Here is a 24,709-nt window from a genome sequence, read left to right on the forward strand (position 1 = left end):
AGGCGCCTATGTTGATCGACTCCAGGCGTTCGTTTTCCGGTACCAAAGACGCCACTGGAATGATGCGGCGGCGATCCAGAGGATCTTGAGTTTGTGCCGACAATTCCAGATTGCTAACGGTGAATGGGATGTCGCCCGCATTGTCAACAGACACGTCGACTTTAACCACAGCATCGACGATTTCGCGTGTAATAGACTCGCGAATATCGCGCTCAGTCGAGGTCGTTAACGAGTCATGATAAGCCTCTTCCGACGCACGGCTTGACTGTTCGCCAGCGGAAAATGTGTTGCCTTGCTCAGAGCCTTGTTGAGAGCCCAAAGCGAGTGAAACTGAGTAACCCGGGAATTGGCCTGATTCTGAGCCTGAGTTATAGGTTCCGGTCAGCTCTTGACTCGCCTCGAGCGTGCTTTTCGTTGAGGTTTCATTGCTGCTCGAGAAGGATTCGTCTTCACTGCGTGTAATGGTGGTTTCGGTTGTCTTGTTTTCGGTGACGAGCATGCCGGACTCATCGGTAAACGTGAAGCGCGTATCCAATTGCAGGTTCACATTACCAATGTTGATGCGCGGGCTGGGCAGATCAGCGACAAGCGGATTTCGGTTGCCAGCGGCCACTTCTTCTGGGTCTGAAATTTGATCGCCATCGGTATCAGCCAAATTCGGAGAAGTCTTTAACACGTTGAATTCGAAACCATCCTGCAATCCATCGCCGTCTGAGTCTTGGTTTAATCCATCACTGAATATAAAGTTCCATTCCTGATCGTCCGTCAGTGTGTCGCCATCGCTGTCGGCAGAGCGTGGGTCAAGACCACCATGGAATTCCTCGGCATCCGATACGCCATCGCCGTCCGTATCGGCGATCGTTGGGTCGGAGGTTACCGTCACTGTTTGAACGACACCTGCGGCCGTAATGGTTGTGACGGTCCAGCCCCTAAGCTCATCGCTGTCACTGAGTCCATCGTTGTCTGTATCAACCACGGTATCACCGCTGGGTCCGCGGCCCTGAAACGTAGCAGAGCTAGGATTGGGAAAGTCGCTTTGAGGTGGTGCCATCGGATTACCCTGCAAGTCGGTCATCGCCGTAACGGATAGTTCGTACTGGAGGTCGGACATCGACAAGGTTGTTAGGCGGACTGTTTGCCGTTCCGGCAGAATCAGCTTGGCATCGACCACAACAACTTCGGCGCGCTTCGGCGCGTCTGTGTCGTTGACGGTGATGCCTTTGGTCTCCGAACGATCATCAATCGAGCGGATGCGATAGTGTCGAGCGTTTTCAGCACTGTTGATGCCACCTCTCATCGGTTCGGAAAAGGTCACCAGAATTTCCGTATTGGTGGTGGCGCCGGCGCTAACGATTTGTGGCTTTTCGAGGTCAGGCGTGTCGGGATCATTGTTAACGACATCAAAATTGATAAGCAATCCTTCATTCATCACGAACGTCGGTTCATTCGTCGTTGATGATTCGTCTTCAGTAGCGGATGGGGCCCTGTTTACTTGGTGACTCACCTTGATCTGCGACGGTCCGGAATAAACGCTGCTGATATTGGCTTTTGATTCGCCGTCGGTTGTAGAGGGCATGTTGTCGGAAATGACGATTCGGCCCTCTGTGTTTTCCACCATGACCAGACTACCGTCGGCCACCGGACGACCTGTTGCATCGGTTAGCCTGGACGTAATAAAGGCGGTATCGAGTCCGTCATTTTCAATCTGAGCTTTGTCTAGGCTGATGTGTGCAAACCGAAAGGACGATGGACCACCCGGAACCCGCGCGGATAGCAAGCGAGTATTTGGCTGATCGAAGCTGGCTTCGACGCTCAGACCGGTGTCGGTATCGCGCATCAAATTGTCGAGTTTTGCCGAGGACGAACGCAGGTTTTGCACAAAATAGTCAATGAGCTCATTCACCGCGTCATTCGCATTGCCGGGCGAGTCTTCCGCGTTCAAGTTCAAATTTTCGACAATATCTCGGTTGAACATCGCGATCGACGACATCGAATCGCCCGGATCGTCATCAAAGCTGATGCCAAGTTCTTGTTCAACTTTCTGTAAAAGGACATTTGCGTCAACCGCTGTCGGTGCCAGCATGCTTTCTAATGAGTTAATGCGCAGCATCGCTGCGGCGACGGTGCTGGCAGGGGTCAGATTGAGCGTGATGGTCTCGTTGCCGCCAGCAAACTGTGCGGGATCGGCAATGATGGCTTCTAAACTCGGCGCTGCTCGGCCTAGCATCGTGCCATCAAAAATCGCCAAGACCAGCGGACCTGTTTGTGCGCCGAGCGCGTTCTCACCGATTATCAGGCGATAGTGTCCAGTGTCATCGGTCGTGCTAGCTGTGGTGTCAAGATCCGTATCAATTTCGGTTTGCGTTCCGTCTGATTCGAACTTGAAGAGTCGAACGTCCGCACCGCTTACAGTGTCGGTTGCCACGCTTCCGATAACAGTCAGCTGGATCGGTTGTGGCGGCGAAATGGCCACGATCGGTTCAGGGCTGCTACCGCCGCCACCGCCGCCGCAGCCGTAAAGAAACGAAACGGTAAGTAGACTGTATACCCAAGTTAATTTATTACGCACGATATTCTCCCATTTATTTTTTTCAGCGCCTTGAGCGCGGATGAATTGTTTCAGTGGTCAGGCTCGCGACGTCGGCGTATGGCTTTTTTCGGCCATTCCGTTGCGGCGCGCCGCAACGGTTCACTTGGCAAGCGTCAGTTCAGCTCATTGGTCCGGTCGATAGCCGCCGTAGCGGTTGATGAGGAAGAAGTGGCTTCCAGACTGCCGTTGTATGACCGAACTTCCAGTTGAATGTCCGTTTGTCGCGCACTATTCGCGTACAGAATCAGCCTAGTGCTTAAGACTCTTCCGGGTTTGCACATTTGGCGCAGAAGGTTGCACAAATCATGCAAATGCTGAGAAATTTCAGGAGATTGGTGGTTGGCAACGTCCAGAGGACGTGTCGACGCGAAGCCGGATGTCGGGTCGGCGTTGGGGTGGCGCTAGGGCAAGAGCGAGTTAATGTTTTTGCGCTGCGGCATATTTGCTTGGACTGTAGCCTGAATATTGCTTAAATCGCCGCGAAAAGTAGGCGAGGCTTTGAAAACCCACACCGTACGCTATTTCCGACACACTGAGCCTATCGCGCTTCAGCAAGACTGACGCATGGTGCATGCGAATTGTATTGATATGGGCAAGCGGTGTTGTGGCCAGCTCGTCTTTGCATCGTCGCGTTAGTGTGTCGCGGCTCATGTGCAGTTTATCGGACAGCAGTTGGACATTGAGTTCGGCGTCGCCCAAGTGCGCCTCGATTGTTTCGTTCAACCGTTGTAAAAACGTTGGTTTCGCGCCCTGACCAATCGCGTTGATACTCTGTTCAAGCTCAATTGTTTCGCGGATTTTTTTTCTGGCGTTTATTTGCGCGTTTACGCGCATGACGAGCTCCGACGTGTCGAAGGGCTTGGTAATATAGTCGTCGGCGCCACTGGCAAATCCCTCGACGGTTTCTCGTTTGGTGGCTTTGGCGGTAAGGAGGATAACCGGTATCGCTTCAGTTGCTGCGGTACTTTTTAGTTTTTTAACCAGGTCTAAACCCGACAAGCCGGGCATTGAAACGTCTGAGACAATTAAATCGGGCAGCGCATCGCAGGCCACCGAGTAGCCCTCCTGTCCATTTTTGGCACGCAAAATTCGATAGTTCTGAGCCAGTCTTAGACTAATAAAATTAATTAGCTCAGCGTTGTCATCAATAATCAATAGCGTAGTTTTATCGTCGTCGTCCAATCCTTGTGTGGCCAGGGCGTGAGTGGTGGGGTAGGTTTCCTTTCCGTCATTCGGCAGCGGTTCCGTTAGTTGCACAGAGTCGAAGTGGTCATTACCCCGTCGTAGCCACAGCGTGAAACAGCAGCCTTGGCCGGGTTCGGAAGTGAGTTCCACACTACCCGAGTGCAGCTCCATAATTTCTTTTACTATCGCTAGGCCGATACCGGTTCCCGGGTGTGTGATGCGCTCGGAGGCCTTCTCTTGATAAAAGCGTTCGAACACTTTGTGTTGCGCGTTTTGCGCTAAGCCCACGCCGTCATCCTCAACGCGTATGCCGACGCGGTCAGTCTGCATTACGATGTTCAGCACAATTTGACTGCCGTTACCGCTGTATTTGATTGCATTGGACAAGAGATTGGCCAGGCAGCTATCTAACTGGTCGCGGTCAAACCACAGTTCCAATGGGTCTTCGCAGTTCTTCAGCGCGATGGTTTGATCGTGTTGTTGCGCCCAGTCGGTAAAACGAGGCTGCACCGATCGAACCAATTCGCTAACGTCGTGCAAAGCCACTCTGAGCGTAAGTTGCCCTGCTTCCAATCGGTTCATATCCAATACTTGCCCAACCATTGCCAGCATTTTTTTGGAGTTCTCAAGTGCGGCCGATGCAAGGTGTTTGACGGGTTGCTGTAGCTCGCGGGCATGCTCTGAAACGATCGTTTCCAGAGGGCCGATCGTCAAGGTCAGTGGTGTGCGAAACTCATGGGATACGTTATTGAAGAATCGATCCTTTAATATTTGCTGTTGACGAAGCTGCTCGACCTTGGACTGAACGTCGCGCGTACGCAGGGTGACCACTTGTTCGAGTTCAAGGTTTCTCGCTAACAGGTGACGGGTTCGCAAGCGCTGCCCCAGCCAACCGGAAACGAGCAACAAGCAAAATCCGAATAAGATCAGAAGGATTTTGGCGGATTTGGTCTCGTACCAGTACGGCAACACCGAAAAGCTCATCGTGGCGCGACTAGCGCGATGCCAGGCATCCCGCGCTTCTACCTCGAAAAGATAATCAACCCCCTCAAGGCTTGTCAGGTCTTTATACGTTTCGCGCGTCCACTCCGACCAAAAGTCTTGGTTGGTGCCAAGAAGCCGATGACGGTACTCGGTACGACCGATGGTTGTATTGTCGGCCAATGCATAACTGATGCGCAGTGAACTGTCGTCTGGATGAATGGCCGAATCCAACTTTTCAGCAGACGATTTTTGCAATCGGGCGTTGCTCTTGGCGTCCACAATCGAGTGGATATTTAGGAGCCCAAGAGGCGGTAGTGACTCGGCTAGCTGGACGTCTAAGCGATAGATGTCGCCTTTGTCGAGCACCACCCACGCCACATTCTTGTCGTTCACGTACATGTCGGAAATCGGTAATGGGTCCAATGAGCCAAAAACTTCATTGTGGGCAATCCAATTATCCCGATCTCCCTGGCGTAGATACCCGCGCTGCTGGTCGACCTGATACCAAAGACGTGGGCTGAGTTCCGACTGAATCTTATCGCTATATAAAAAACGTATGTTGGCATCCTCGGCCGCAAACTCTTGAGGGAATCCAGTAGCCGGTTGAAGTGCATGTTGTGGTGTGGGGGCTTTTTCGAGTAGCCCCCCGGATGTCATAAACAGCATGCGATTATCGAGTCGGAAAGGCCAGACGCTGCCTGGTCGGATGCCTTGTTCTGCACCAAACTCATCGATCGTTCTTGGGTTTGCGGCAAGTTGGGCACGTGATAGGCGATAGAGTTCTTGTGTTGACGTCCCCATCCACAACGCACCTTCCGCATCGAATTCGATGGACTGAATGTGGTCGGCGGTGCCGTCAATATAGTCTGAACGCAGTTTTCCATCGTCTGAGGTGATGCGAAACAGTCCATCGCTGGTACCCACAAACAACTCGTCTGAATTAGGGTCGATTCGCATAGTGCGGGCGAGTCCTGCCTTCAAGATGGGCGTATCGCTGGTAGACGGTTCGGTCGAATTCGGCGAATAAACCCCACCTAATCCGCTGTACAAAAAGAGACCGCTGTAGCGAACGGTATCCAAATAACTGTCGTTACTCTGTGTGATTTGACGAAACGAGGGCGGTGCTTGCGCATTGGCAGCCTCCAGTACAAATAAACCGTTACCCACCGCCATGACAGAGTCTCCATACGGCTTGACGCGAAGGATTTCGGTTGAAACGGTGCCTGCCTTGAACATGCTATAGCGATGCGGTGGCAACATTTTCACCACATTTGGAATACCGGCTAGCCAGATATTTTGCTGTCGATCCTCCATGACGGAAAACACGGTGTTGATGGCGATGTTGTGGTCAGCGTCGTATTGCCGAAGTAACTCGAATGACTCATTGAGTATGAATAGTCCGTCGTAGAGTGAGGCGATATAGTAGTAGCCATCCTGCGCCTGAATTGCGTTGTGGATCGCCACTTGTTCGCCAAACTGTTCGGCAGATGTGCGTTGGACGAGGCGGTCAGACTCTTGTACGTAGATGCCTGCATCCTCTGTTACCGCGACTAGTTTCCCCTCGCGATTAACTAAGACGTTACGTAAGCGCGTGTATCCGGGGATGCGAAGGGAAGTTGGTGTTACGGCAAAGTGGGTGGCTGTGCCCGCCGTGGAGATACGTATGTCAATTAGGTTCTCTGTGTCATGTTCTTTGTAGACAAAGCGGTCTTCCAAAGCGAAAATCCGATGTCGACCGGGCGTGGCATTTTCAATAATTGAAAGCGTATCGCCATTCCAATGGAAAATGGCCGTATCAGTAATGAACACAACACCATGCTGATTGGCAGCGGTCGCCCATACTTCTCCAAACTGTTTTTCTTCGTGAGACCAGTCATCCAGCAGCGACTTGTATTGCAACTCATTGGTGCGGTCGGCATAGAAAAACCCAATGTCATTGGTAGTGCCAAGATACAGACGATCATCAGACCATTGGCTTAACGACCGTATTGCCGTGCCTTGGGCGGTCGAGTAGTTTCGCCACGCTTCACCATCCCACTCGCTAAGCCCCGATGTATGGCCGATATAGATACGACCATTGCGGGCCTGGAGTGCATGCCAGTTCTGATTGTGTCCGCCATGCTCAGTGGGGCTGAATACATGAGCGAGCGGCAACCCGACTTGTTGATATTCATGGGCGTGGATGGGGGCGCAATACTGAGAAATCGCCATGGCGGTAAGCGCGATGGGGAGACCGGCAACTCGTGGCAAATTGTAAGGCCAGCGTGTTTCTAGCATGGTTTGTTCTTCTTTTTTTCGTGTGCGCAACGCTCGGGCGATAACGACCCAGTCCCAAGCTGGGAGTGATCATATTACAGGCTTGTGTCGGTCATACCATTATTAGGCGCGACAAAACCGAGCGGTTACTTGCACGATTGATGTCCCCTCACCCGTTTTATACGTCGGCTTTATGTGGTTTTGGTTGATTTTCCATCGGATTGTTAGTGTCCGTACCGACGCGAGAAGTGCGCGTAGAACGTGATATCGGGTGCTGAATCGACGTTGAGGTCCTCGCTGATGCCGAATCGCCAAACGCCGTTGGGTCTAGTCAGATACACACCAGCATCAAGGCTAAGCGAGGCATCGCCAAGGGCGGGGATATTGCTGTTATACGCTGCACTTCGATAACGAAGCTGCGCTTCCGGGGCAAGCGTATCGGTTAGGTTCAGTGCAGCACGCAGATTGGTTTGCCACTGAAAACGACGTGCGCTGAGTTGGGGTGTGTCACCCACGTGTAAGAAAAACACATCCGCATTAAACGACCACGATCGGTTTTCAGTCGGCACATGGCGCGTGTGATGAATGGATACCCCAATATCGACTGCTTCGCTGCCAGTCAATGCTCGATACCGTCCTGTTGGTAGTTTTATCGCAATCTGCAGCCATGTTGTTGGAGATATACCTTCGGGAGAGCTACTTCGCATTCCTTGTAGCTGATAGGCGGCGGCAAATTGTAGGTCTCCGATACCCTGTTGCTGTCGGTCGACGAGGAAAAATTCGTCGTTGTTTCGATAGCCAAACAACAGTGCATCTTGCGGTTGACGGGGCCGTTCGCCTTCCGGTAACTGAGTGAGCGCATGCCAGTCATCAATAAAGCGATCTATAAACCCGGCACCGTGGAGGAAGAAGGGTGCTTCGGCGTGCACAATCAATCGTGGGCGGATTCGTGCGGATGCCTGGATTGCCAAACGATACGTCTCGCCGTCGATTTCAAGTTGCTCGATGTCATTGCTTTGAATCAGAGAGTGTGAGGTCAAATCAAATTGGGTGGACAGTTGACGAGACGTTGGTGAAAGCGCGAGGTCTGGCGCAATCGGTGCCATAAAAATCTGAGTGAAGGGTGTGCGGTTATTGAGTGTCAGTGGTGCGGTGGTGTTCTGTGCCGTGCAGACGGTGCTCAGGAGCGTTATGGAAAAAACAAAAAACAGCCTAACTGTTGTTTGCTTGGGATTGCGAGTGCTAAGGGATGTGGTCATACGTTGCCGTTTATAAAGTGCGAATTATGACAAGCGAAAAACTGAGGACCCGCTCACGGTATCCCTTAAGGGCAATCGTAAAATGCGCGCATGGACAGTAAGTATTACACACACTTTGTGTTAACCGAATTTGAAGGCACCGGTTTTGGCGAGTTTTCCGGCGTCGTGCAATTCAATCGCTCGTCACAACCCGCGTTTGGCGCCGAAGACGCCCGACGTATGCTCGCTCAGAATTTTGATGTCGATGTGGATGAGCTTCATCTCATTCAATTTTCACCCCTTCACTAATTCCTGGAGTTCCCATGCAGAGCCCTCCCCAGCAACGCATTGATCGCGCCGACTTGCAGCAGTTTCTGGAACGAGCGCGCATTCGCCGATTCACCAAAGGTCAGACGATTCTGGCGGCCGATGAAGAGCCACGCACCATACACTACCTGGTTAAAGGGTCTGTGGAAGTGGTGATGGAAACCGAGGAGGGCAAAGAGCTCGTTCTCGCCTTTCTGAACGAAGGTCACTTCTTTGGTGAGATGGGCTATTTCAATCAAAAAGCCGAACGCTCGGCGTGGGTACGTTCACGGCGAGATAGCGTGGTCGCCGAATTGACGTATGAACAGTTTAGCGAATTTTCCAAGACCAACACGTCACTGGTTTTCGAATTGGCCACCCAGCTTGCGGTGCGCCTGGGTCGCACCAACGCCCGGGTGGGAAATCTCGCCTTTCTCGGTGTGTCAGGGCGTGTGGCCAAAGTGCTCTTAGAGCTTGCCGAAGAACCCGATGCGGTGGATATCGAGGGTGGTCGACGGTTGAAATACACGCAGCCACAGCTCGCCCGGATCGTCGGGTGTTCACGCGAAATGATTTCACGGGTGCTCAAGCTTCTGCAGTCCCAGGGCCTTATTACGATCGACAAGGGCATCATCGTCTGGGGTGAATTCAAAGAACGACCCGTTCGCGAACCGCAGCTGGTGGTCTAAACGCGCTAATCCGACGACCCGGATCGGGCACCGTCCCAACCGTTATTGGTCTCCGTACTGGATGTCGAACTGCTATACGTGGTGGATGACACCGAAGAGTCTCTGAGCGGTCTTGATATCGATGCTGCTTTGCGGAAAAAATGAGCGCTTTCGGTCGAAGAACACCGCTACGCATCACGCTCAGTCAAAATGCGTGTCGACCCAAACGTTAAATCACATTCAAAAACAAGCATTTAAAGTGGCTTGAAGCGTCGAGATCTGCGCCCGTGCGAGCCCGCGCGGGGCGTGTCCTGAATTTAGGCCGGAAAACGTTTATCCTAGCCGGCCGATGCGCCGAGTCTGTCCGACTCCGCGACCCTTGCAAACACGATGTCAGAAAAGGACCGCCCATGGCTGATTCCAGCGTAACGATTACTCACGATACCACCGGCGAGAGCATTCAGCTTCCCACGCGCGAAGGCACCACCGGTACGCCGGTCATCGACATTGGTAATCTTAATAAAGGCTTCGGACACTTTACGCTGGATCCGGGTTTTGTCGCGACCGCGAGCTGCGAAAGCAAAATTACCTACCTCGATGGCGGTGCCGGTCTGTTGCAGTATCGTGGCTACCCGATCGAACAGCTTGCCGAAAAGTGCGATTACTTAGAAGTGTGTTATCTGTTGCTCAACGGCGAACTGCCGAATAAAGAGGAAAAGCTAAACTTCGACCATACCATTCGCACGCACACCATGATCAACGAAGGGTTGCGTCGATTTTTCGACGGCTTTCATCACGATGCCCATCCGATGGCCATGATGACCGGTGTGGTCGGCTCACTGTCGGCGTTCTACCACGATTCGCTCGATATCCATGACCCGCAGCAGCGCATGGTCACCGCTCAGCGCATCATCGCCAAAATGCCGACTATTGCAGCGGCGGCCTACAAGCATTCCATTGGTCAGCCGTTTATGTACCCGCGCAACGAGTTGAGCTACACCGGCAATCTGCTACACATGATGTACGCCGTGCCAGCTGAGGATTACGAGGTCGATCCAGTGGCCGAAAAAGCTCTCGATGTGCTGTTTACGCTGCACGCCGACCACGAGCAAAACGCCTCGACCTCTACCGTGCGCCTGGCTGGTTCGTCGGGGACCAACCCATTTGGTGCCATCGCCGCCGGCACAGCCTGTCTGTGGGGACCGGCACACGGCGGTGCGAACGAAGCGGTGCTGAGAATGCTCGATGAAATTGGCGACGTGTCGCGAATCGATCAGTACATCGCAAAGGCCAAAGACAAAAACGACAGTTTCCGACTGATGGGCTTCGGGCACCGTGTGTACAAGAATTTTGATCCCCGAGCACGCATTATCAAACGGATCGCTCACGAGGTGTTGGCCAAATATGGCAACGACCCACGCATGGAGCTTGCCATGAAGCTCGAAGAAATTGCGTTGGTCGATGAGTACTTTGTGAAGCGCGGTTTGTACCCCAACGTCGATTTTTATTCCGGCATTATTTATCGGGCACTCAATATTCCGCTGGAGATGCTCACCGTGATGTTTGCTATCGGACGGGCGGTGGGGTGGATTGCGCACTGGCAGGAAATGGTGTCGGGTAAAATGCGTATCGGCCGTCCACGTCAGCTCTACACGGGCGAAGCCAAGCGCGACGTACCGACCATCGACGAGCGGTAGTCGCCCCAAGACGCGGCGGATTCAGTGGGGCGGTCGATGCACGCTCGTCGACGCCGTGCGTTAGCGTCGCGGTTCATCCACATCGCCGATCGCGGTGTGTCAGACGATGTTTGTGGCTACCTTGCCTCAGGCGTTTGGCCCCCCACTGTCTTGAATGCGACCAACGACCGCGCCCAACCGGCCGCGGACTAAAAGTGTGCGTCACGTCACACTTTACCCCCTTGATTCAGTAAGTTATGTGAATTATGTCACGGCGCTGCCGGTGTGCCTGCGCCACACTAACCTTGACATAACCATGATCAGGGTGATCATTATGAACGACGTAAACCGCGCCATATCAATTACGGACCGATTACTGGCCTGGGACATGCTCGACAGTGCTGCCACAGTGTTGGAAACCAGCCTGGAGAGTAATCCTTATCATCCCGAGCTCTTGCGACGGCTGGGTAAGGTGCGTCTGGCTCAGGGGCTTCCTCAAGAAGCGATACCGTATCTTAAACTTGCGATTCAACACGACCAAACACGCGATGCGCTGTCGGCGGACAGTCGCGTGTCGGTATCCTAATCGGACGAGTCGAAGTCGACACGTTACAGGGTGATGACGCGCCGAACTGCCGCCGTCAGGTGATGACGTGGTAGCACGGCGTGTAGTCGCCGTGTAGTTTCATCCGGCCCGCATCGGCAAAGGCACTGAGCAATTCATCGAGCATGCGCATAATGCGCTTATCGCCGCTTATCTGGAAAGGGCCATGTTCTTCGATAGCGGTGATGCCCTGTTCTTTGACGTTGCCGGCGACGATGCCGGAAAACACCCGTCGCAGATTGGCGGCGAGTTCATGAACCGGTTGCCCCAATGAGATGTTCAGTTGCGACATGTTTTCATGAGTCGGTTCGAACGGCATCTGGAAATCGGGGTCGATCTGCATGACCCAGTTGTAATAAAACGCGTCACTGTTGTCCCGACGAAATGCCCGCACTTGCTCAAATCCTTGCTTCATTTCCACCGCGACTCGAGCGGGATCATCAATGATGATGGTGTAGAGCTGCTGTGCTTCGGGGCCGAGGGTCTGGCTGATAAATTCATCGAGCTGTCGAAAATAGTCGGCCGAACTTTTTGGGCCAGTCCAGATAAACGGCAGTGGCATATTGCGATTGTCGGGGTGCAGTTTGATGCCGAGAAGATAAAGAATTTCTTCGGCTGTGCCCGCGCCACCGGGAAACACTGTAACGCCATGACCGGTCCGCACAAAGGCCTCCAGTCGTTTTTCGATGTCGGGCATGATCACCAGATTATTAACAATCGGATTCGGTGCCTCGGCGGCGATAATGCCGGGTTCGGAGATACCGATGTAACGACCGCTGCCCATACGCTGTTTGGCATGGCCAATGGTGGCGCCTTTCATAGGGCCTTTCATCGCGCCCGGTCCGCAGCCGGTGATCACATTGAGGCCGCGCAAACCAAATTGGTAACCCACCGCTTTGGTGTAGTCATACTCGGTGCGGCTGATGGAGTGTCCGCCCCAGCAGACCACCATGTCGAGGGCTTGTCCGGGCTTGAGGGCACCGGCACGGCGCAAAATATGGAAAACGGCGTTGGTGATGTCGTCGGGATTCGATAAGTCGAAACGATCGGACTTGAGAATTTCCTGGTCGACAAACACGATGTCGCGCAAGACGGAAAACAGGTTTTCTTGCATGCCTTTGATTATTTCGCCATCGACAAACGCGGACTCGGGTGCATTTTTGAGCACCAGCTTTAAACCACGCTCTTGTTGTTCGAGCTGAATATCGAACTGTTCGTGTTTCGCGAGCATCGATTTGGCGTCGTCTTCTTCGGCGCCACTGTTTAAGACAGCCAGGCAGCACTGGCGAAACAACGCATAGAGACGCGTGTCGGCGCCGTCGGTGAGAATGCTGGTTTCCGTTTGCGAGAGCAGTTCCAGGCTGCCCACCGGGGATACGCGTGCGTCAATGCCGCTCATATAGGTGCTCCGTGTTAAGTACTCTAGCCAGCCCTTAATAGTAGCAGTTACGCCGCTTCGGCTCGCGTCTAAATTCGTGCTGAAAAGCGGTTAAACGCGTTGATTGTATCGACCGGTAACGAACGTTGGCCGCCGTACACGTTAGATTCCAAAAACGCCTGTTCCTCGTCGAGTTCGGTGTCGCCCAAATCTTTGTACCACGCTTTGGGGCGACCATCGGCGCCGCTATTCCAACGGTAGCCGCGCGACTTCAAAACGTCTTTGCTTTCAAATGGCGCATTGGCTGCCCACAGTCGAAAGCCTTTGCGGCGTGCGGTATTGAGTAGTTCCGCCAGCGCCGGCTGATCATCGAGCGTATAGCTCAAAACATGAATCCCTGCCAGGCAATCGGTCACCGCCCGATGACCACTGTAGAAAAACCCTTGTCGATAGGCCAAGTATTCCAGTTTTGCACTTTCAAAGCCTGCCTCGCGCCAATCGATTTGTGCGACCGAACAGGCCCAGGCCTTGTTGGCGAAAAACGGGAAGCTAGCCTCGACAAACTTTCGATCAAAGCCGGCGTTGTGCGCCACAATGATGGAGGCGTCTTGAATAAACGCTTCGATTACCTGCGCGTCAAACGACTCACCGTTCACCATCTCGTCGGTGATGCCGGTAATGCGCGTGATTTCTGCAGGAATGGGCACGCCAGGATCATTAAGTTCGTCATACTCATCACCCAGTCGGTACAGGGTACCGTCACTGGAGAACGAGAACTTCACCATGGCAAGTTCGATGATATGATCGGCACCGTGATCGAACCCGGTTGTTTCGACATCGAGGTAGATGCCGGTTTTCACGGCTTCGCGATTGTCCGGAAGCGGCGCATACTGATCGGGTTTTTGGTAGCGCTTGACGACGCGATAGTCGTCGTGGGTCGCCAGGGCGCGTGCTAATTCGGCCGGATCGGCGTGAGCAAAGTCTGCCATCGCGGTCTCCCGTAAAACAACAAGGGCGAAAGGGTAGCACGACGCTACCTGGCCGAGGAGAGTGGTTTTGGAGCAACTCAAACGACTGGCTCGAAACGCGAGTAGCCGTGCGTATAGCCCTTATTCAGGCATTCGCGTTGGGGCGGCGGTGTGTGATGAATCGGGTCGAACATTTACCGGCTGCAACATCGAAAATGCCAGCTATGGGTTGACGTTATGTGCTGAACGGGTGGCGATGGCGACGGCTGTCGCGGCCGGTGCCACCGAGATCAAAGCGCTGGCCGTCGTGCTCAATGCCGACGGCGAAACGGTAGAGAAATTCACCCCCTGTGGCGCCTGTCTTCAGTTTCTCGCCGAGTTTGCCGACCGCGATACGCCGGTTTCGGTGGGCGATGTCGACTTCGTCTTAAGTGATTTACTCGCCAATCCATTTGCGGTGTCGTGACTGCCCATTACAAAAGCCCGAGAATGACCGCCGAACTGATCGTTAGAGCAGAGCGTCATTTGGCCAAAGACCCGATCATGCGCAGGGTAATCCGGCAGCATGGACCTTGCACGCTTGCGCGCGGCCGACCGGACTACTTTGACACCCTCGCCTGGTCGATCGTCTCGCAGCAGTTGTCGACCAAAGCGGCGCACACGATCGGAACCCGCGTCTTAGCATTGACCGATCAGACGCGTATGGCCGCAGCGCCGATACGCGCTGCGTCCCATGAAGCGTTGCGCGGTGCGGGGCTGTCCAACAATAAAGCCCGCTTTTTACACGCGCTGTGTGATGAGGTGCTCGACGGTCATCTAAATTTTCGTTCGCTGGCGCAGATGCCCGACGAGGCGGTGATCCAGCGGTTGATCCAATTGAAGGGAATTGGGCGCTGGACTGCGGAGATGTTCCTGATGTTTGCCCTCAAGCGTGCCGATGTGGCGTCTCCCGATGATGTGGGTCTGCAGCGCGCCTTGTTTGAACTCTATCCGCTTCGCAAACGCCCGTCGCCGCGACGCTTCCATGAACTTTTGCGCCAGTTCTCACCGTATCGTACGGTGGCATGCTGGTATTTATGGCGTACCGTCGATTAACGCGGATTTGAACGCGTCGCCCTTTGCGCATCGAGGCTTAGCCATGGTTACGGGACGGCTGTTGTCGACTCGCGCCCTGATTGACGGTCGTGCCGGTTTAGGTGTCGGCCGACGGCGTATTTACCCGAATAACCATTCAAAGCCGTGTAGAATCCCTTTCGGCCCGACGCGTTTTACACGTGTCTGACGTTGACGACCTATCGATTACGTGTGATGAAAATTCCCGACACACCGATTTTCTCTTCGCCCTTGCGGCGCATTACCGTCGATCTTGATCCACTCACCGATGTGGGTCGGGAGAGTGAGGGCTGTGAGGAGCTCGGCCTGCCACGTGATTATCGAGACCGCGTGTGGGACGCCGTCGAGCGTTGGTATCGCACAGGCACGCAACCGTTCGTGTCGCTGTGCGTCCGTAAACAAGGGTCCATGGTTATCCATCGCAGTCTTGGGCATCGTCACGGCACCTGGTCGAAAAACGGGATGGGTGCCGATGGCGAGGTCGGATCGATCGACACGCCGATCACGGTGTTTTCCGCGTCCAAGGCGTTAACCGCGCTGCTCATTCACGGGTTGGCTGAGGAAGGTGTGCTCAATCTGGATGAGCGGGTCGCGCACTATTTGCCAGCGTTTGCTGCGAATGGGAAAGCGTCTATTACAATCAGCCAGGTGCTGAGCCATCAAGGTGGCTTTCCGGTGATGCCAAAAGGGCTGCCGCCGGAGACCATTTTCGATTACGAGCGAGTCGTGGATATCCTCATGGCCAGTCCGTTGCAACGGCCACCCGGTCGCGGCACCGCCTATCACGCGGTTAGCGGCGGCTACATTCTTGGTGCGTTGGCCAATACGGTAACGGGTAAGTCGCTCAACCAGATTCTGCGCAAACGTGTTTGTGTGCCGCTTGGGCTGCCGACGTTGCGTTACGGTGCCCCGCTCAATGGGCAGTCGCGCGTCGCGACCAACTACAACACAGGCGGCGTGCACCGCTGGCCGGTGTCGTCACTGATCGAGCGAACGCTGGGTGCCGATTGGAATACGGTCGTTGAGTTGTCGAATCAGCCCGGCTTTTTGTCGACCACGGTGCCAGCCGGCAATGCGATTGGCACCGCAAGCGAATGGGGGCTTTTGATGGAGTTGCTCCTTAATCAGGGCCGGATTGGCGATGTGCAGGTGTTTGCGCCCGACACATTAAGGCGCGTGACGCAGTTTAAGGCCGGTAGTATTCTCGACGGCACGCTGTTTGTGCCGTCTCGATTCAGCGAGGGTCTAATGCTTGGTGCCAATCCGGTGAGTTTGTTCGGCCCGATGACCAAAGACGCGTTGGGCCACCTTGGTTTCATTAATATTTTTTGTTGGGCCGATCCGTCGCGCGACCTCTCCGTGGCACTGCTATCGACCGGCAAGTCGCTGTTCGGGCTGCACCTCGCTGAGTTGATGCGGGTGCTTTTTGCGATCAATCGCGCGCCGCGCGCACGCTAAGTCATGACTGCTTACAATGTAAAACAACTGTGTCGTTCTGATGAAACAAACGATGCACATCGATGCGTACGGTATACTCCCACTCTCGTCTGAATCGAATCGTGGCTATGTCTGACCTCATCACTAACATTTGGGTTGTTGCACTGATCAGTGTGCTGCTGGGCGTGGGTCTTGGTGTGTTGATCGCGCGCGTATTCGCTCGTGATTCTGGCGGCCGCACGGCGGCTGACGTACAGGCCGAGCTGGACCAGTATAAAGAAGAAGTCGGTCAACACTTCACGACCACTTCTGAACTTTTTCGCGACTTGACCGAGAAATATCGCGATGTGTACAACCACTTGGCGAGCGGTGCTCAATCGCTCGGTGAAGATGCCATGGACCAGACGCGTATTGAATTTACGCCGTCCAACGCGGTGACGGCGGAAGACTCAATTGACCACACGGATCAAACTGAAGCCGCCTCGACCGACACCGACCGGTCGGGCGACGATCCGCCACTCGGCGCGGGGTAAGCCACGGTCAGCGATACCGGGCGAAGTCCTCTCCAAGGGAAGCCAGCGCATCGATCTCCGCCAGTGGTGTGTCGACGGCGTTGAGCGTACACCAGAATAGCGCTGGTCCATCAAATTGCGCTTGTTGCCGATGCGCGGTCAACGCGGCAAACGCTTTGCCCGTGTAAGTACCATCGAGGTTTAAACCTGCCGTGCGAGCAAATTCGATTGCGTCTAGCGCCTCGGGAGTGGGCTCGGCGTAGGCTGTTCCAAAAAAATCGTCAACAAATAGAACACGATCCGGGTGTAGTGTTGCGTCCAAAGGGAGCGACGGTACGGTTGACTTGAGCAGCGCGACACTGTGTTCATAAAGGGCGGAAAACTTATGTGGCGACGCGACGCCGCGCTCAGTGACTCTAACTGCAACCACCTGGGTGGGCCAATCCAACAGTGTCATGCCAATAGCGAGACCTACGGCGGTGCCCATCGTGCCGCACGCTACGTAGATGCGCTCCGGTTGAGGCAGTTCGCCGTTGGCGACTTGAGTGGCTAACTCATAGGCGGCCGACACATAACCCAGCGAGGCAAGCGGTGCCGAACCGCCCAGCGGTACGAGCACCGTATCTTCTGCCTGGGCGAGCGTATGTGCGTGATCGAGCGCATCGCGAAACTGCTCGTACACATACAGTTGCGTGCCGAGTGCCACATGGCGGCGCAGATTGAGCGTGGCGATGGCACCGGGTGGTTGATGGGACAGGCACGCGGTGCAGCGCATACCGAGATGGTGGGCATAGGTGCTTGTGGCGACCGCGTGATTGGACCCTGCGCCCCCCAGTGTGACGATGTGTTGTGCGCCCTGGTTCTGTGCGTCCGCGAGCAAGTACTCCAACTTTCGCACCTTATTTCCGGCGTACAACTTGCTGCAGCGTCCATCGTGTTTAACCCAGACGTCTCGCCAGATATCGGCGTTGGCGCTTGACCCTCGTTGGATCGCGTCGCGGTCAAGCGCTCGTTGCCCATTGATGGCAAAAACCGGCGTCGGTAGCGTGGCAAGTGGTACGCGTGGAAAGGCGTTGACGAGTGCTTCGGGCAGTATCGGCATGGTCATCCTAATGGTTATGTGGTCGTGCTCGATAAGGTCTTAGTTCAGTGTATCGTCAGACAGATGAGCGTCGCGCTCTCGCCATTCTTTCCGATGATTGTCGCGCGGGGTATTGCCCATCTTAGCGATTCATTATGTAAAGCGTCATCCACACTGCAAACGATTGGCGCCGCGCCTGTGGCGCGATGGGACGGTAGGATTGAGTCTAACGTATTGTTTGTTTTGGTCCGATCCGGCCGAATACGTGTTGATTTCAGCCGCGTGGAGTGTTTTTTATCGGTTCCGCCGTGATACTGTGGGGTGAAGGTTTGGCCGGGGGGTGCCGGCTTGATGCTGCGCAACGCGGCGTACAAGAATAATGCCGGAATCACCGGTACGCATCACGACATGATCCGGTCATTCCAGGCGGTTGCCAGGCGAGCGCGCGCCGTTTTAATCCAGAGGATGAGTCGATGAACAATTGCTTAAAGATACTCCTGATTGCCGTGAGTTTGTTCGGCATGCAGACCAGTGCCGCACAGGGTTCGGCGGATGGCGTGTGGGCGGCGGTCAATGAAACTCAGATCGCGACCCGCGGCACGCGACACATCAGCCCAAATCGCTATCAGACGCTGCACTTCGATGCCGAGCGGTTTCTGCAGCGGATCGATAAGCACGGTGAAATCGCGTTGCCACTGGCCGACGGACTTTATCGAGACTTCACCATGAGCGACGCGCCGGTGATGTCCAAAGAACTTGCCGCCAAATTTCCACAGATCCGCACCTGGGCGGGTGTCGCCAGTGACGGCAGCGGCGCCTGGGCGCGCATCGATCTTACGCCCGCCGGTTTTCACGGCATGATTCGCGACGACAGTGGCATGACCTTTATCGATCCGTATCAAATCGAAAACGGGAAAGTCGTGGGCACGCACTACCAGGTGTATGCCAAGAAGGATTTGGCACGTACTAAAGATCACGTCCATTCCTGCGGTGTGCATACCGCCCATGATGCGGCAGCGCATGCGGCACACAGCCCCGTTCGAACGCCGGTGGGCAGTCAGCTTCGCACCTATCGTCTCGCGGTTGCCGCAACCGGTGAGTACACCACGTTCCACGGCGGCACCGTCGCCGATGGCCAGGCCGCGATTGTGACCGCGATCAACCGCGTGACCGGCATTTACGAGGCCGAACTTGCCATTCGTTTAGTGCTGATTCCGAACAATGACATTTTGGTGTTTACCAATGCCGCGACCGACGGCTATACCAACAGCAACGGGTTTACCATGCTCGGCCAAAACCAGGCTAAGCTCGATTCATTGATCGGTCCGGCTAACTACGACATCGGTCACGTGTTTAGCACAGGCGGTGGCGGCATCGCTGGGTTGGGCGTGGTGTGCCGTGCCAACAACAAAGCGCGAGGCGTTACGGGACTGTCCAGCCCAATCGGCGATCCGTTTTATGTCGATTTTGTGTCACATGAGATCGGGCACCAGTTTGGCGCTCCTCATTCGTTCAATGGCACCGCGGCAAACTGTGCGCCGCCAAACCGCAATAGCGCAACGGCCTATGAACCGGGCAGCGGTAGCACCATCATGGCGTATGCCGGTATCTGCGGCGCGCACGACATCGCCAGCTCTAGCGATGCGTACTTTCATACCATCTCGTTTGACAACATTGTGAACTACACGACCACCGGTTCGGGTTCGACGTGCGATGTGTCGACCGCCACGGGCAACTCTGCGCCGGTGGTGGACGCTGGTCAGGCTCGTGCACTACCGGCCAACACGCCGATTCGGTTGACCGGTAGCGCGACCGACCCCGATGGCGATTCACTGGTTTATCGCTGGGAGCAATTCGATCTTGGGCCGGGCGGAGCGCCCAATTCGCCGGTCGGCAACGCACCTCTGTTCCGGTCGTTTAACGCAACTGCCAGCGGCACCCGATTGCTGCCACGGTTACCCAACATCTTGGGCGATTTCGAATCGATCGGCGAAGTCATCCCGTCGACCAGTCGCAACCTGACGTTTCGCCTGACTGCGCTGGACAATCGCGCGGATGGGGGCGGCGTCGACTACGATACGGTCGCGCATTCGGTTATCGACACGGGCAGTGCGTTTGAGGTGACGTCGCAAAACACCACTGTCGCCTGGCCGGGCGGTACGACCCAAACCGTAACGTGGAATGTTGCCGGCACCGAAGCGTTTCCGATTTCCTGCACGAGCGTGGATATTTCGGTCTCCGACGATGGAGGGCAAACCTTTGAGTTCCTGGTGGCGGACAACACGCCAAATGACGGTTCCGAAGACATTACTGTTCCCGAGAGTCCCTCGAATATCGGTCGCGTGCAGGTCGAGTGTGCGACGAACATTTTCTTCGATATCAACAACGCCAATATCATTCTCGAGCCGGGTCCCGATCCGGATTTCGCATTGTCGTCATCCACGGACACGCTAGAGGCGTGCGCGCCAGACGATGCACAGATCGACATCGACATTGCGTCGATCGGCGGCTTCACCGGGGCGGTGACCTTCACGGTGAGTGGTTTGCCAGGCGGTTTGACCTCGAGCTTCTCCCCCAATCCTGCGAATGCGGGCGGCAGTACAACGCTCACTGTTGGCAACACCGGTGGCGCATCAGGGGGGGTGTTTGCGCTTGACGTGGCCGGTGCCGGTACACCGGGTACGCGCAACGTACCCCTCACGTTGGACCTGGCTGAGGCAATCAGCGCCACGCCGGTTATCGATTCACCGGCTGATGGTGCCGTGGCCATCGCTCAGCAGCCAACCCTTACTTGGTTACCGGCCGCCGGTGCGTCGGAGTACTTCGTTGAGTTGGCCAGTGACGTTGGGTTCGGCAGTATTGTGGAAAGCGCGACGGTGACAACAACCAATTACAACGTCGTCACGGTGTTGGATCAAGCCACGATGTACTACTGGCGCGTCACCGCGAACAATGCCTGTGGTGGCGCGACGTCCGCTGTGGCTGGCTTTACCACGGTATCACCGCCCGTCACGTTCTGTTCGACGCCGGGCGTCGCTATTCCGGATAACGATGCGATGGGCGTGACCGACACGCTGGCGATTGCAGATGCCGGTTCAGTGCTCGATATCAACGTGTCACTCGATACCAACCATGCGTCGATCGGGAACCTGGCGGCCTATTTGACCAATGTGTCGACGGGCACCGAAGTGGAGTTTTTGAATACGCCCGGATCCGCGTTCCTGGTCAGTGGCTGCCCGCTGCCCAACATCGACGCGGTATTTGACGACGAATCGATCAATGATCCAGCGTTCGCCTGCGACGGAGGTGGTGTGGCGATGCTCGGCGACTGGCAGCCTGTCGCGGCGCTGTCGACGTTCGATGGCGAAAATCTGACCGGCGATTGGCGTATTCGGGTGGTGGACCAAGCCGCCGGTGCAACCGGTAACGTCAACGAGTGGTGTGTGACGGTGTTGGTAGGGCCGCCAGCGGGCACCGACTCGGATGGCGATGGCGTGTTTGATGACAGCGACAATTGCACCGACGTTGTGAACCCGGCTCAAGTAGACGCCGATGGGGATGGCTATGGCAATCGATGTGATCCCGATCTCAATAACGACGGCATCGTCAATTTCCTCGATCTGTCTCAGTTCCAGCCACTGTTTTTGAGTACGGATCCGGTGGCCGACTTCAACGTTGACGGCAACGTTAATTTCTTGGATCTGGTGATCCTGACAGAGCGGTTCTTGGGCATGCCAGGTCCGAGTGGTCTGGTGCCGTAGGGGTTTGGAGGCGCCGAAATTGTCGGCGCCTTTTTCTCTAACTAGCTGTATTACATAGAAAATAGAAATTTTTTCATTTTTTTTGCTTTGCCCTGAGGGAATCCGGCGACGAATGTCGCATTAAAGGGTGCTAGGTAGGCGTATCCGACGGGTGGCAAGGATGTCGATACCAACAACTAACCCGGGTTTCTCAGGCATCGCAATGTCAACGTCGAACCCCGTATGGCATTGCTGGGTACTGTGATAAGAAGACTGTTGATCCGCACTTTGCGGATCTTTTTTTTGGCGGTGTGGACCTGACGGTCCCGTGCTACCGCGTCGTTTTTGCGCCGACAGTGGGTGTTCGTCGCGAACAGTGGCCGATTGTGTCTCGACCTTGCCGATCGTTCCCCTATAATGATGATCAATCTGACGGCGTAGTCGTCTAAACATCGATTGGGGGAGTGAGCATGGCGTATTTCGTAACCGGCGCTACCGGTTTCATTGGCAACCGTCTGGTCAGCAAACTGCTGGAGCGCAAAGGGACCGTTTATTTTCTGGTGCGCCGTAAAAACGCCAAAGAGCTCAAAAAACTCTATGAGCGATGGGGTGTAGACGCTTCCCGAGCGGTCGCGATTAAAGGCGACATCACGCGTAAGAACCTGGGTGTCAGCGCGGCAGACATGAAGAAACTGCAGGGCAAGATCAAGCATTTCTATCATCTTGCGGCGATTTACGACATCACGGCGCCCGCCAAACCACAAATCAAAACGAATGTTGAAGGCACCCAAAATACGCTTGATCTTGCGCACAAGATAAAAGCGGGTTGCTTCCATATGGTGAGCTCGATCGCCGCGGCGGGCCTATACAAAGGCGTGTTTCGTGAAGATATGTTCGAGGAAGCGACGGGCCTCGAAGAGAGTCCCTATCACAAAACCAAGCACGACTCAGAGGGGCTGGTGCGAACCAACTGTACGATCCCCTATCGCATCTATCGTCCGGGCGTAGTCGTTGGCGATTCCAAAACCGGCGAAATGGGTAAGATCGACGGTCCTTACTACTTTTTTAAGATGATCCAAAAAACGCGTCGTTTGCTGCCGCAGTGGATGCCGACAATCGGAGTCGAGGGCGGGCGAATCAACATCGTGCCGGTGGATTTCGTGGTGGATGCGCTCGATTATCTGTCGCACAAACGCGGATTGAATGGCCAGTGTTTCCATCTGACCGAAAGCAACGCTCGTCGGATTGGTGATGTCATCAATTTGTTTGCCAAGGCCGGCCATGCCCCCTCCATGGTGATGCGTGTTGACGCGCGCATGTTTAATTTTGTGCCGCCCTATCTGTGGAAAACACTGTGGGCCATCGCGCCGGTGAGGCGCGTTGTGCAGGCCGCGCTGAAGGGCTATGGATTGCCGAGCGAAGTCTTCCAGTTTATTAACTATCCGACTAAATATGACAATCGTAAAACCTTAGCTGCACTCAAAGGCAGTGGCATCGAAGTACCGCCACTCGAATCCTATGCGGCGCGGTTGTGGGACTATTGGGAACGCAATATGGATCCCGATTTGTTCAAGAACATTACATTGCGCGGTCGAGTCGAAGACCGTGTCGTGATGGTCACGGGCGCATCGTCAGGTATTGGTAAGGCAGCGGCACTGCGTGTGGCGGCGGCCGGCGCCAAGGTGATTTTGGTTGCACGCAAGAAAGACAAACTGGTCGATACGCAAAAGGAAATTGCAGACAACAAGGGGCGCTCGTTTATTTATCCGTGTGACATTTCGGATCTAGACGATGTCGATAAGTTGATCAAAGCCGTGCTGAAGGACCATGGGCAAATCGACGTTTTGCTCAACAACGCGGGGCGGTCAATTCGTCGGGGCGTGGCCAATTCGTTTGATCGGTTTCACGACTTCGAGCGTACGATGCAGCTTAACTACTTCGGCGCGCTGCGGCTGATCATGGGTGTCTTGCCCACCATGCAGGCGCGAAAATCCGGACACATCATCAACATTTCGTCGATTGGCGTACTCAGTAACGCGCCGCGATTTTCCGCCTATGTGGCGTCCAAAGCCGCGCTCGATGCGTTCACCCGATGCGCGGCGGCAGAGTTTTCGCACACAGGGGTCCATTTCACGACCATCAATATGCCATTGGTTCGCACACCGATGATCGCGCCAACCAAAATGTATAAGAACGTGCCGACTAAGAGCCCAGAAGAGGCCGCCGATATGGTGGTTGAGGCGATAGTCGATCAGCCGAAGCGCATCGCGACGCGTCTTGGTATTGCAGCGGAAATCTTGCACTTGCTTGTACCCAAAACCACCGAGCTGGGTATGAACGAGGCCTTTCGACTGTTCCCCGATTCGGCCGCGGCACGCGGTGAGTCCGGCGATGAGTCCTCACCCGAGCAGATTGCGGTGGCGCAATTTACGCGGGGCATTCACTGGTAGTTCATCGATTTGTCATAACGGTTTTTGTGCGTAAATTGTGAATTTACGCAAGGGTAAAAAAACGCGTTTGTGGGATACTTTTGAGCAGTTGACGGCGTGCGTAGAGGATTGGCGTGCGGCCGTGCAAACCGCCGCGAGAATCCCGCATGAGTCGAATAGTCAATCTGGCGCTGAATGCCGCTGATCACTTGGTGTCGAAAGGACGCTTGGATGCGGCTGCGTCAATTTTGCGCAACTACTTAAGCACTAACGATGCCAACCCACGTGTTTTGCAGCGATTGGGGCGCATCTATCTTAAGCAGGGCCGTTCGGCGGAGGCCGTGCCGCTTTTTCAAGAGGCACTCGTGAGTTTTCAAAAGGACGCGCCCGCTGTCTGTCGGTCGTGCGATGATCCATCTTGCTGCCCCGGCGACACGCCTGACACGGCCGCGACTCAGCCGGATCTTGTGCCGCGTTTTATCGCGAGTCTGTGATACACGCATAATCGTCTGTTCCCGCTCGGTCAAGCAGGCTATACTCTTTT

General features: G+C 54.9%; 17 protein-coding genes. 11 read left to right on the plus strand and 6 right to left on the minus strand.

Going from position 1 to position 24,709, the window contains the following annotated elements; translation table 11 throughout:
• The 3 genes from AAF465_05565 to AAF465_05575 all read right to left on the minus strand — a co-directional run.
• Positions 1-2,569 (minus strand): hypothetical protein (locus AAF465_05565; GenBank protein MEM7082181.1); only part of this gene is annotated, 2,569 nt, incomplete at its 3' end.
• A gap of 438 nt (positions 2,570-3,007) precedes the next feature.
• Positions 3,008-7,036 carry an ATP-binding protein gene (locus AAF465_05570; GenBank protein ID MEM7082182.1) on the minus strand — a complete coding sequence of 1,343 codons (4,029 nt, stop codon included), beginning with the start codon at positions 7,034-7,036 and terminating at the stop codon, positions 3,008-3,010.
• 203 nt (positions 7,037-7,239) lie between these two features.
• Complete coding sequence (locus AAF465_05575; GenBank protein MEM7082183.1) at positions 7,240-8,274, minus strand: DUF3187 family protein; 1,035 nt, start codon at positions 8,272-8,274, stop codon at positions 7,240-7,242.
• A gap of 90 nt (positions 8,275-8,364) precedes the next feature.
• Between AAF465_05575 and AAF465_05580 the strand changes: the two genes are divergently transcribed.
• The 4 genes from AAF465_05580 (at position 8,365) to AAF465_05595 (ending at position 11,489) form a co-directional block, all read left to right on the plus strand.
• Positions 8,365-8,562, plus strand: a complete 198-nt coding sequence (locus AAF465_05580; protein MEM7082184.1) for a hypothetical protein — start codon at positions 8,365-8,367, stop codon at positions 8,560-8,562.
• A 14-nt stretch (positions 8,563-8,576) separates the two neighbouring features.
• On the plus strand, positions 8,577-9,248 hold the full coding sequence (locus tag AAF465_05585) for a cyclic nucleotide-binding domain-containing protein (GenBank protein MEM7082185.1): 672 nt from the start codon (positions 8,577-8,579) through the stop codon (positions 9,246-9,248).
• 389 nt (positions 9,249-9,637) lie between these two features.
• Complete coding sequence (locus tag AAF465_05590; GenBank protein ID MEM7082186.1) at positions 9,638-10,924, plus strand: citrate synthase; 1,287 nt, start codon at positions 9,638-9,640, stop codon at positions 10,922-10,924.
• Positions 10,925-11,237: 313 nt separating this feature from the next.
• On the plus strand, positions 11,238-11,489 hold the full coding sequence (locus AAF465_05595) for a tetratricopeptide repeat protein (protein ID MEM7082187.1): 252 nt from the start codon (positions 11,238-11,240) through the stop codon (positions 11,487-11,489).
• Positions 11,490-11,544: 55 nt separating this feature from the next.
• Here AAF465_05595 and ppnN read toward each other — a convergent pair whose 3' ends face one another.
• Together ppnN and AAF465_05605 are read right to left on the minus strand one after the other, a co-directional pair.
• On the minus strand, positions 11,545-12,906 hold the full coding sequence (gene ppnN, locus AAF465_05600) for a nucleotide 5'-monophosphate nucleosidase PpnN (protein ID MEM7082188.1): 1,362 nt from the start codon (positions 12,904-12,906) through the stop codon (positions 11,545-11,547).
• A gap of 68 nt (positions 12,907-12,974) precedes the next feature.
• Positions 12,975-13,874, minus strand: coding sequence for a 3'-5' exonuclease (locus AAF465_05605; GenBank protein MEM7082189.1), 900 nt, complete (start codon positions 13,872-13,874; stop codon positions 12,975-12,977).
• 67 nt (positions 13,875-13,941) lie between these two features.
• Here AAF465_05605 and AAF465_05610 point away from each other — a divergent pair, with 67 nt between their 5' ends.
• The 4 genes from AAF465_05610 to AAF465_05625 all read left to right on the plus strand — a co-directional run bounded on the left by AAF465_05610 (position 13,942) and on the right by AAF465_05625 (position 16,936).
• Positions 13,942-14,319: a cytidine deaminase gene (locus tag AAF465_05610; GenBank protein ID MEM7082190.1), complete on the plus strand. Its 378-nt coding sequence runs from the start codon at positions 13,942-13,944 to the stop codon at positions 14,317-14,319.
• Between the two features lie 77 nt (positions 14,320-14,396).
• Positions 14,397-14,948 carry a DNA-3-methyladenine glycosylase 2 family protein gene (locus AAF465_05615; GenBank protein MEM7082191.1) on the plus strand — a complete coding sequence of 184 codons (552 nt, stop codon included), beginning with the start codon at positions 14,397-14,399 and terminating at the stop codon, positions 14,946-14,948.
• A 213-nt stretch (positions 14,949-15,161) separates the two neighbouring features.
• Complete coding sequence (locus AAF465_05620; protein ID MEM7082192.1) at positions 15,162-16,424, plus strand: serine hydrolase domain-containing protein; 1,263 nt, start codon at positions 15,162-15,164, stop codon at positions 16,422-16,424.
• Positions 16,425-16,531: 107 nt separating this feature from the next.
• Entirely contained in the window at positions 16,532-16,936 is a 405-nt protein-coding gene (locus AAF465_05625; GenBank protein ID MEM7082193.1) for a DUF1043 family protein, read from the plus strand.
• 7 nt (positions 16,937-16,943) lie between these two features.
• Here the strand turns inward: AAF465_05625 and AAF465_05630 are convergent, their stop codons facing one another.
• Positions 16,944-18,017 carry a pyridoxal-phosphate dependent enzyme gene (locus AAF465_05630; GenBank protein MEM7082194.1) on the minus strand — a complete coding sequence of 358 codons (1,074 nt, stop codon included), beginning with the start codon at positions 18,015-18,017 and terminating at the stop codon, positions 16,944-16,946.
• A gap of 452 nt (positions 18,018-18,469) precedes the next feature.
• On the opposite strand from AAF465_05630, the gene AAF465_05635 reads away from it, so the two are divergent.
• From AAF465_05635 to AAF465_05645, 3 genes are all read left to right on the plus strand, one after another.
• Positions 18,470-21,757, plus strand: coding sequence for a reprolysin-like metallopeptidase (locus tag AAF465_05635; GenBank protein ID MEM7082195.1), 3,288 nt, complete (start codon positions 18,470-18,472; stop codon positions 21,755-21,757).
• Positions 21,758-22,206: 449 nt separating this feature from the next.
• Positions 22,207-24,186 carry an SDR family oxidoreductase gene (locus AAF465_05640; GenBank protein ID MEM7082196.1) on the plus strand — a complete coding sequence of 660 codons (1,980 nt, stop codon included), beginning with the start codon at positions 22,207-22,209 and terminating at the stop codon, positions 24,184-24,186.
• Between the two features lie 146 nt (positions 24,187-24,332).
• On the plus strand, positions 24,333-24,659 hold the full coding sequence (locus tag AAF465_05645; GenBank protein ID MEM7082197.1) for a tetratricopeptide repeat protein: 327 nt from the start codon (positions 24,333-24,335) through the stop codon (positions 24,657-24,659).
• Positions 24,660-24,709 lie beyond the last annotated feature (50 nt).

The organism is Pseudomonadota bacterium (assembly GCA_039028935.1).
Lineage (GTDB): Bacteria > Pseudomonadota > Gammaproteobacteria > Steroidobacterales > SZUA-146 > SZUA-146.

Coding starts and splice junctions, on each gene's coding strand:
- AAF465_05570 (MEM7082182.1), bottom strand. CDS start 7,036: ATGCTAGAAACACGCTGGCCTTACAATTTGCCACGAGTTGCCGGTCTC.
- AAF465_05645 (MEM7082197.1), top strand. CDS start 24,333: ATGAGTCGAATAGTCAATCTGGCGCTGAATGCCGCTGATCACTTGGTG.
- AAF465_05625 (MEM7082193.1), top strand. CDS start 16,532: ATGTCTGACCTCATCACTAACATTTGGGTTGTTGCACTGATCAGTGTG.
- AAF465_05575 (MEM7082183.1), bottom strand. CDS start 8,274: ATGACCACATCCCTTAGCACTCGCAATCCCAAGCAAACAACAGTTAGG.
- AAF465_05605 (MEM7082189.1), bottom strand. CDS start 13,874: ATGGCAGACTTTGCTCACGCCGATCCGGCCGAATTAGCACGCGCCCTG.
- AAF465_05615 (MEM7082191.1), top strand. CDS start 14,397: ATGCGCAGGGTAATCCGGCAGCATGGACCTTGCACGCTTGCGCGCGGC.
- AAF465_05595 (MEM7082187.1), top strand. CDS start 11,238: ATGAACGACGTAAACCGCGCCATATCAATTACGGACCGATTACTGGCC.
- AAF465_05590 (MEM7082186.1), top strand. CDS start 9,638: ATGGCTGATTCCAGCGTAACGATTACTCACGATACCACCGGCGAGAGC.
- AAF465_05620 (MEM7082192.1), top strand. CDS start 15,162: ATGAAAATTCCCGACACACCGATTTTCTCTTCGCCCTTGCGGCGCATT.
- AAF465_05630 (MEM7082194.1), bottom strand. CDS start 18,017: ATGCCGATACTGCCCGAAGCACTCGTCAACGCCTTTCCACGCGTACCA.
- AAF465_05635 (MEM7082195.1), top strand. CDS start 18,470: ATGAACAATTGCTTAAAGATACTCCTGATTGCCGTGAGTTTGTTCGGC.
- AAF465_05640 (MEM7082196.1), top strand. CDS start 22,207: ATGGCGTATTTCGTAACCGGCGCTACCGGTTTCATTGGCAACCGTCTG.
- AAF465_05585 (MEM7082185.1), top strand. CDS start 8,577: ATGCAGAGCCCTCCCCAGCAACGCATTGATCGCGCCGACTTGCAGCAG.
- ppnN (MEM7082188.1), bottom strand. CDS start 12,906: ATGAGCGGCATTGACGCACGCGTATCCCCGGTGGGCAGCCTGGAACTG.
- AAF465_05580 (MEM7082184.1), top strand. CDS start 8,365: ATGGACAGTAAGTATTACACACACTTTGTGTTAACCGAATTTGAAGGC.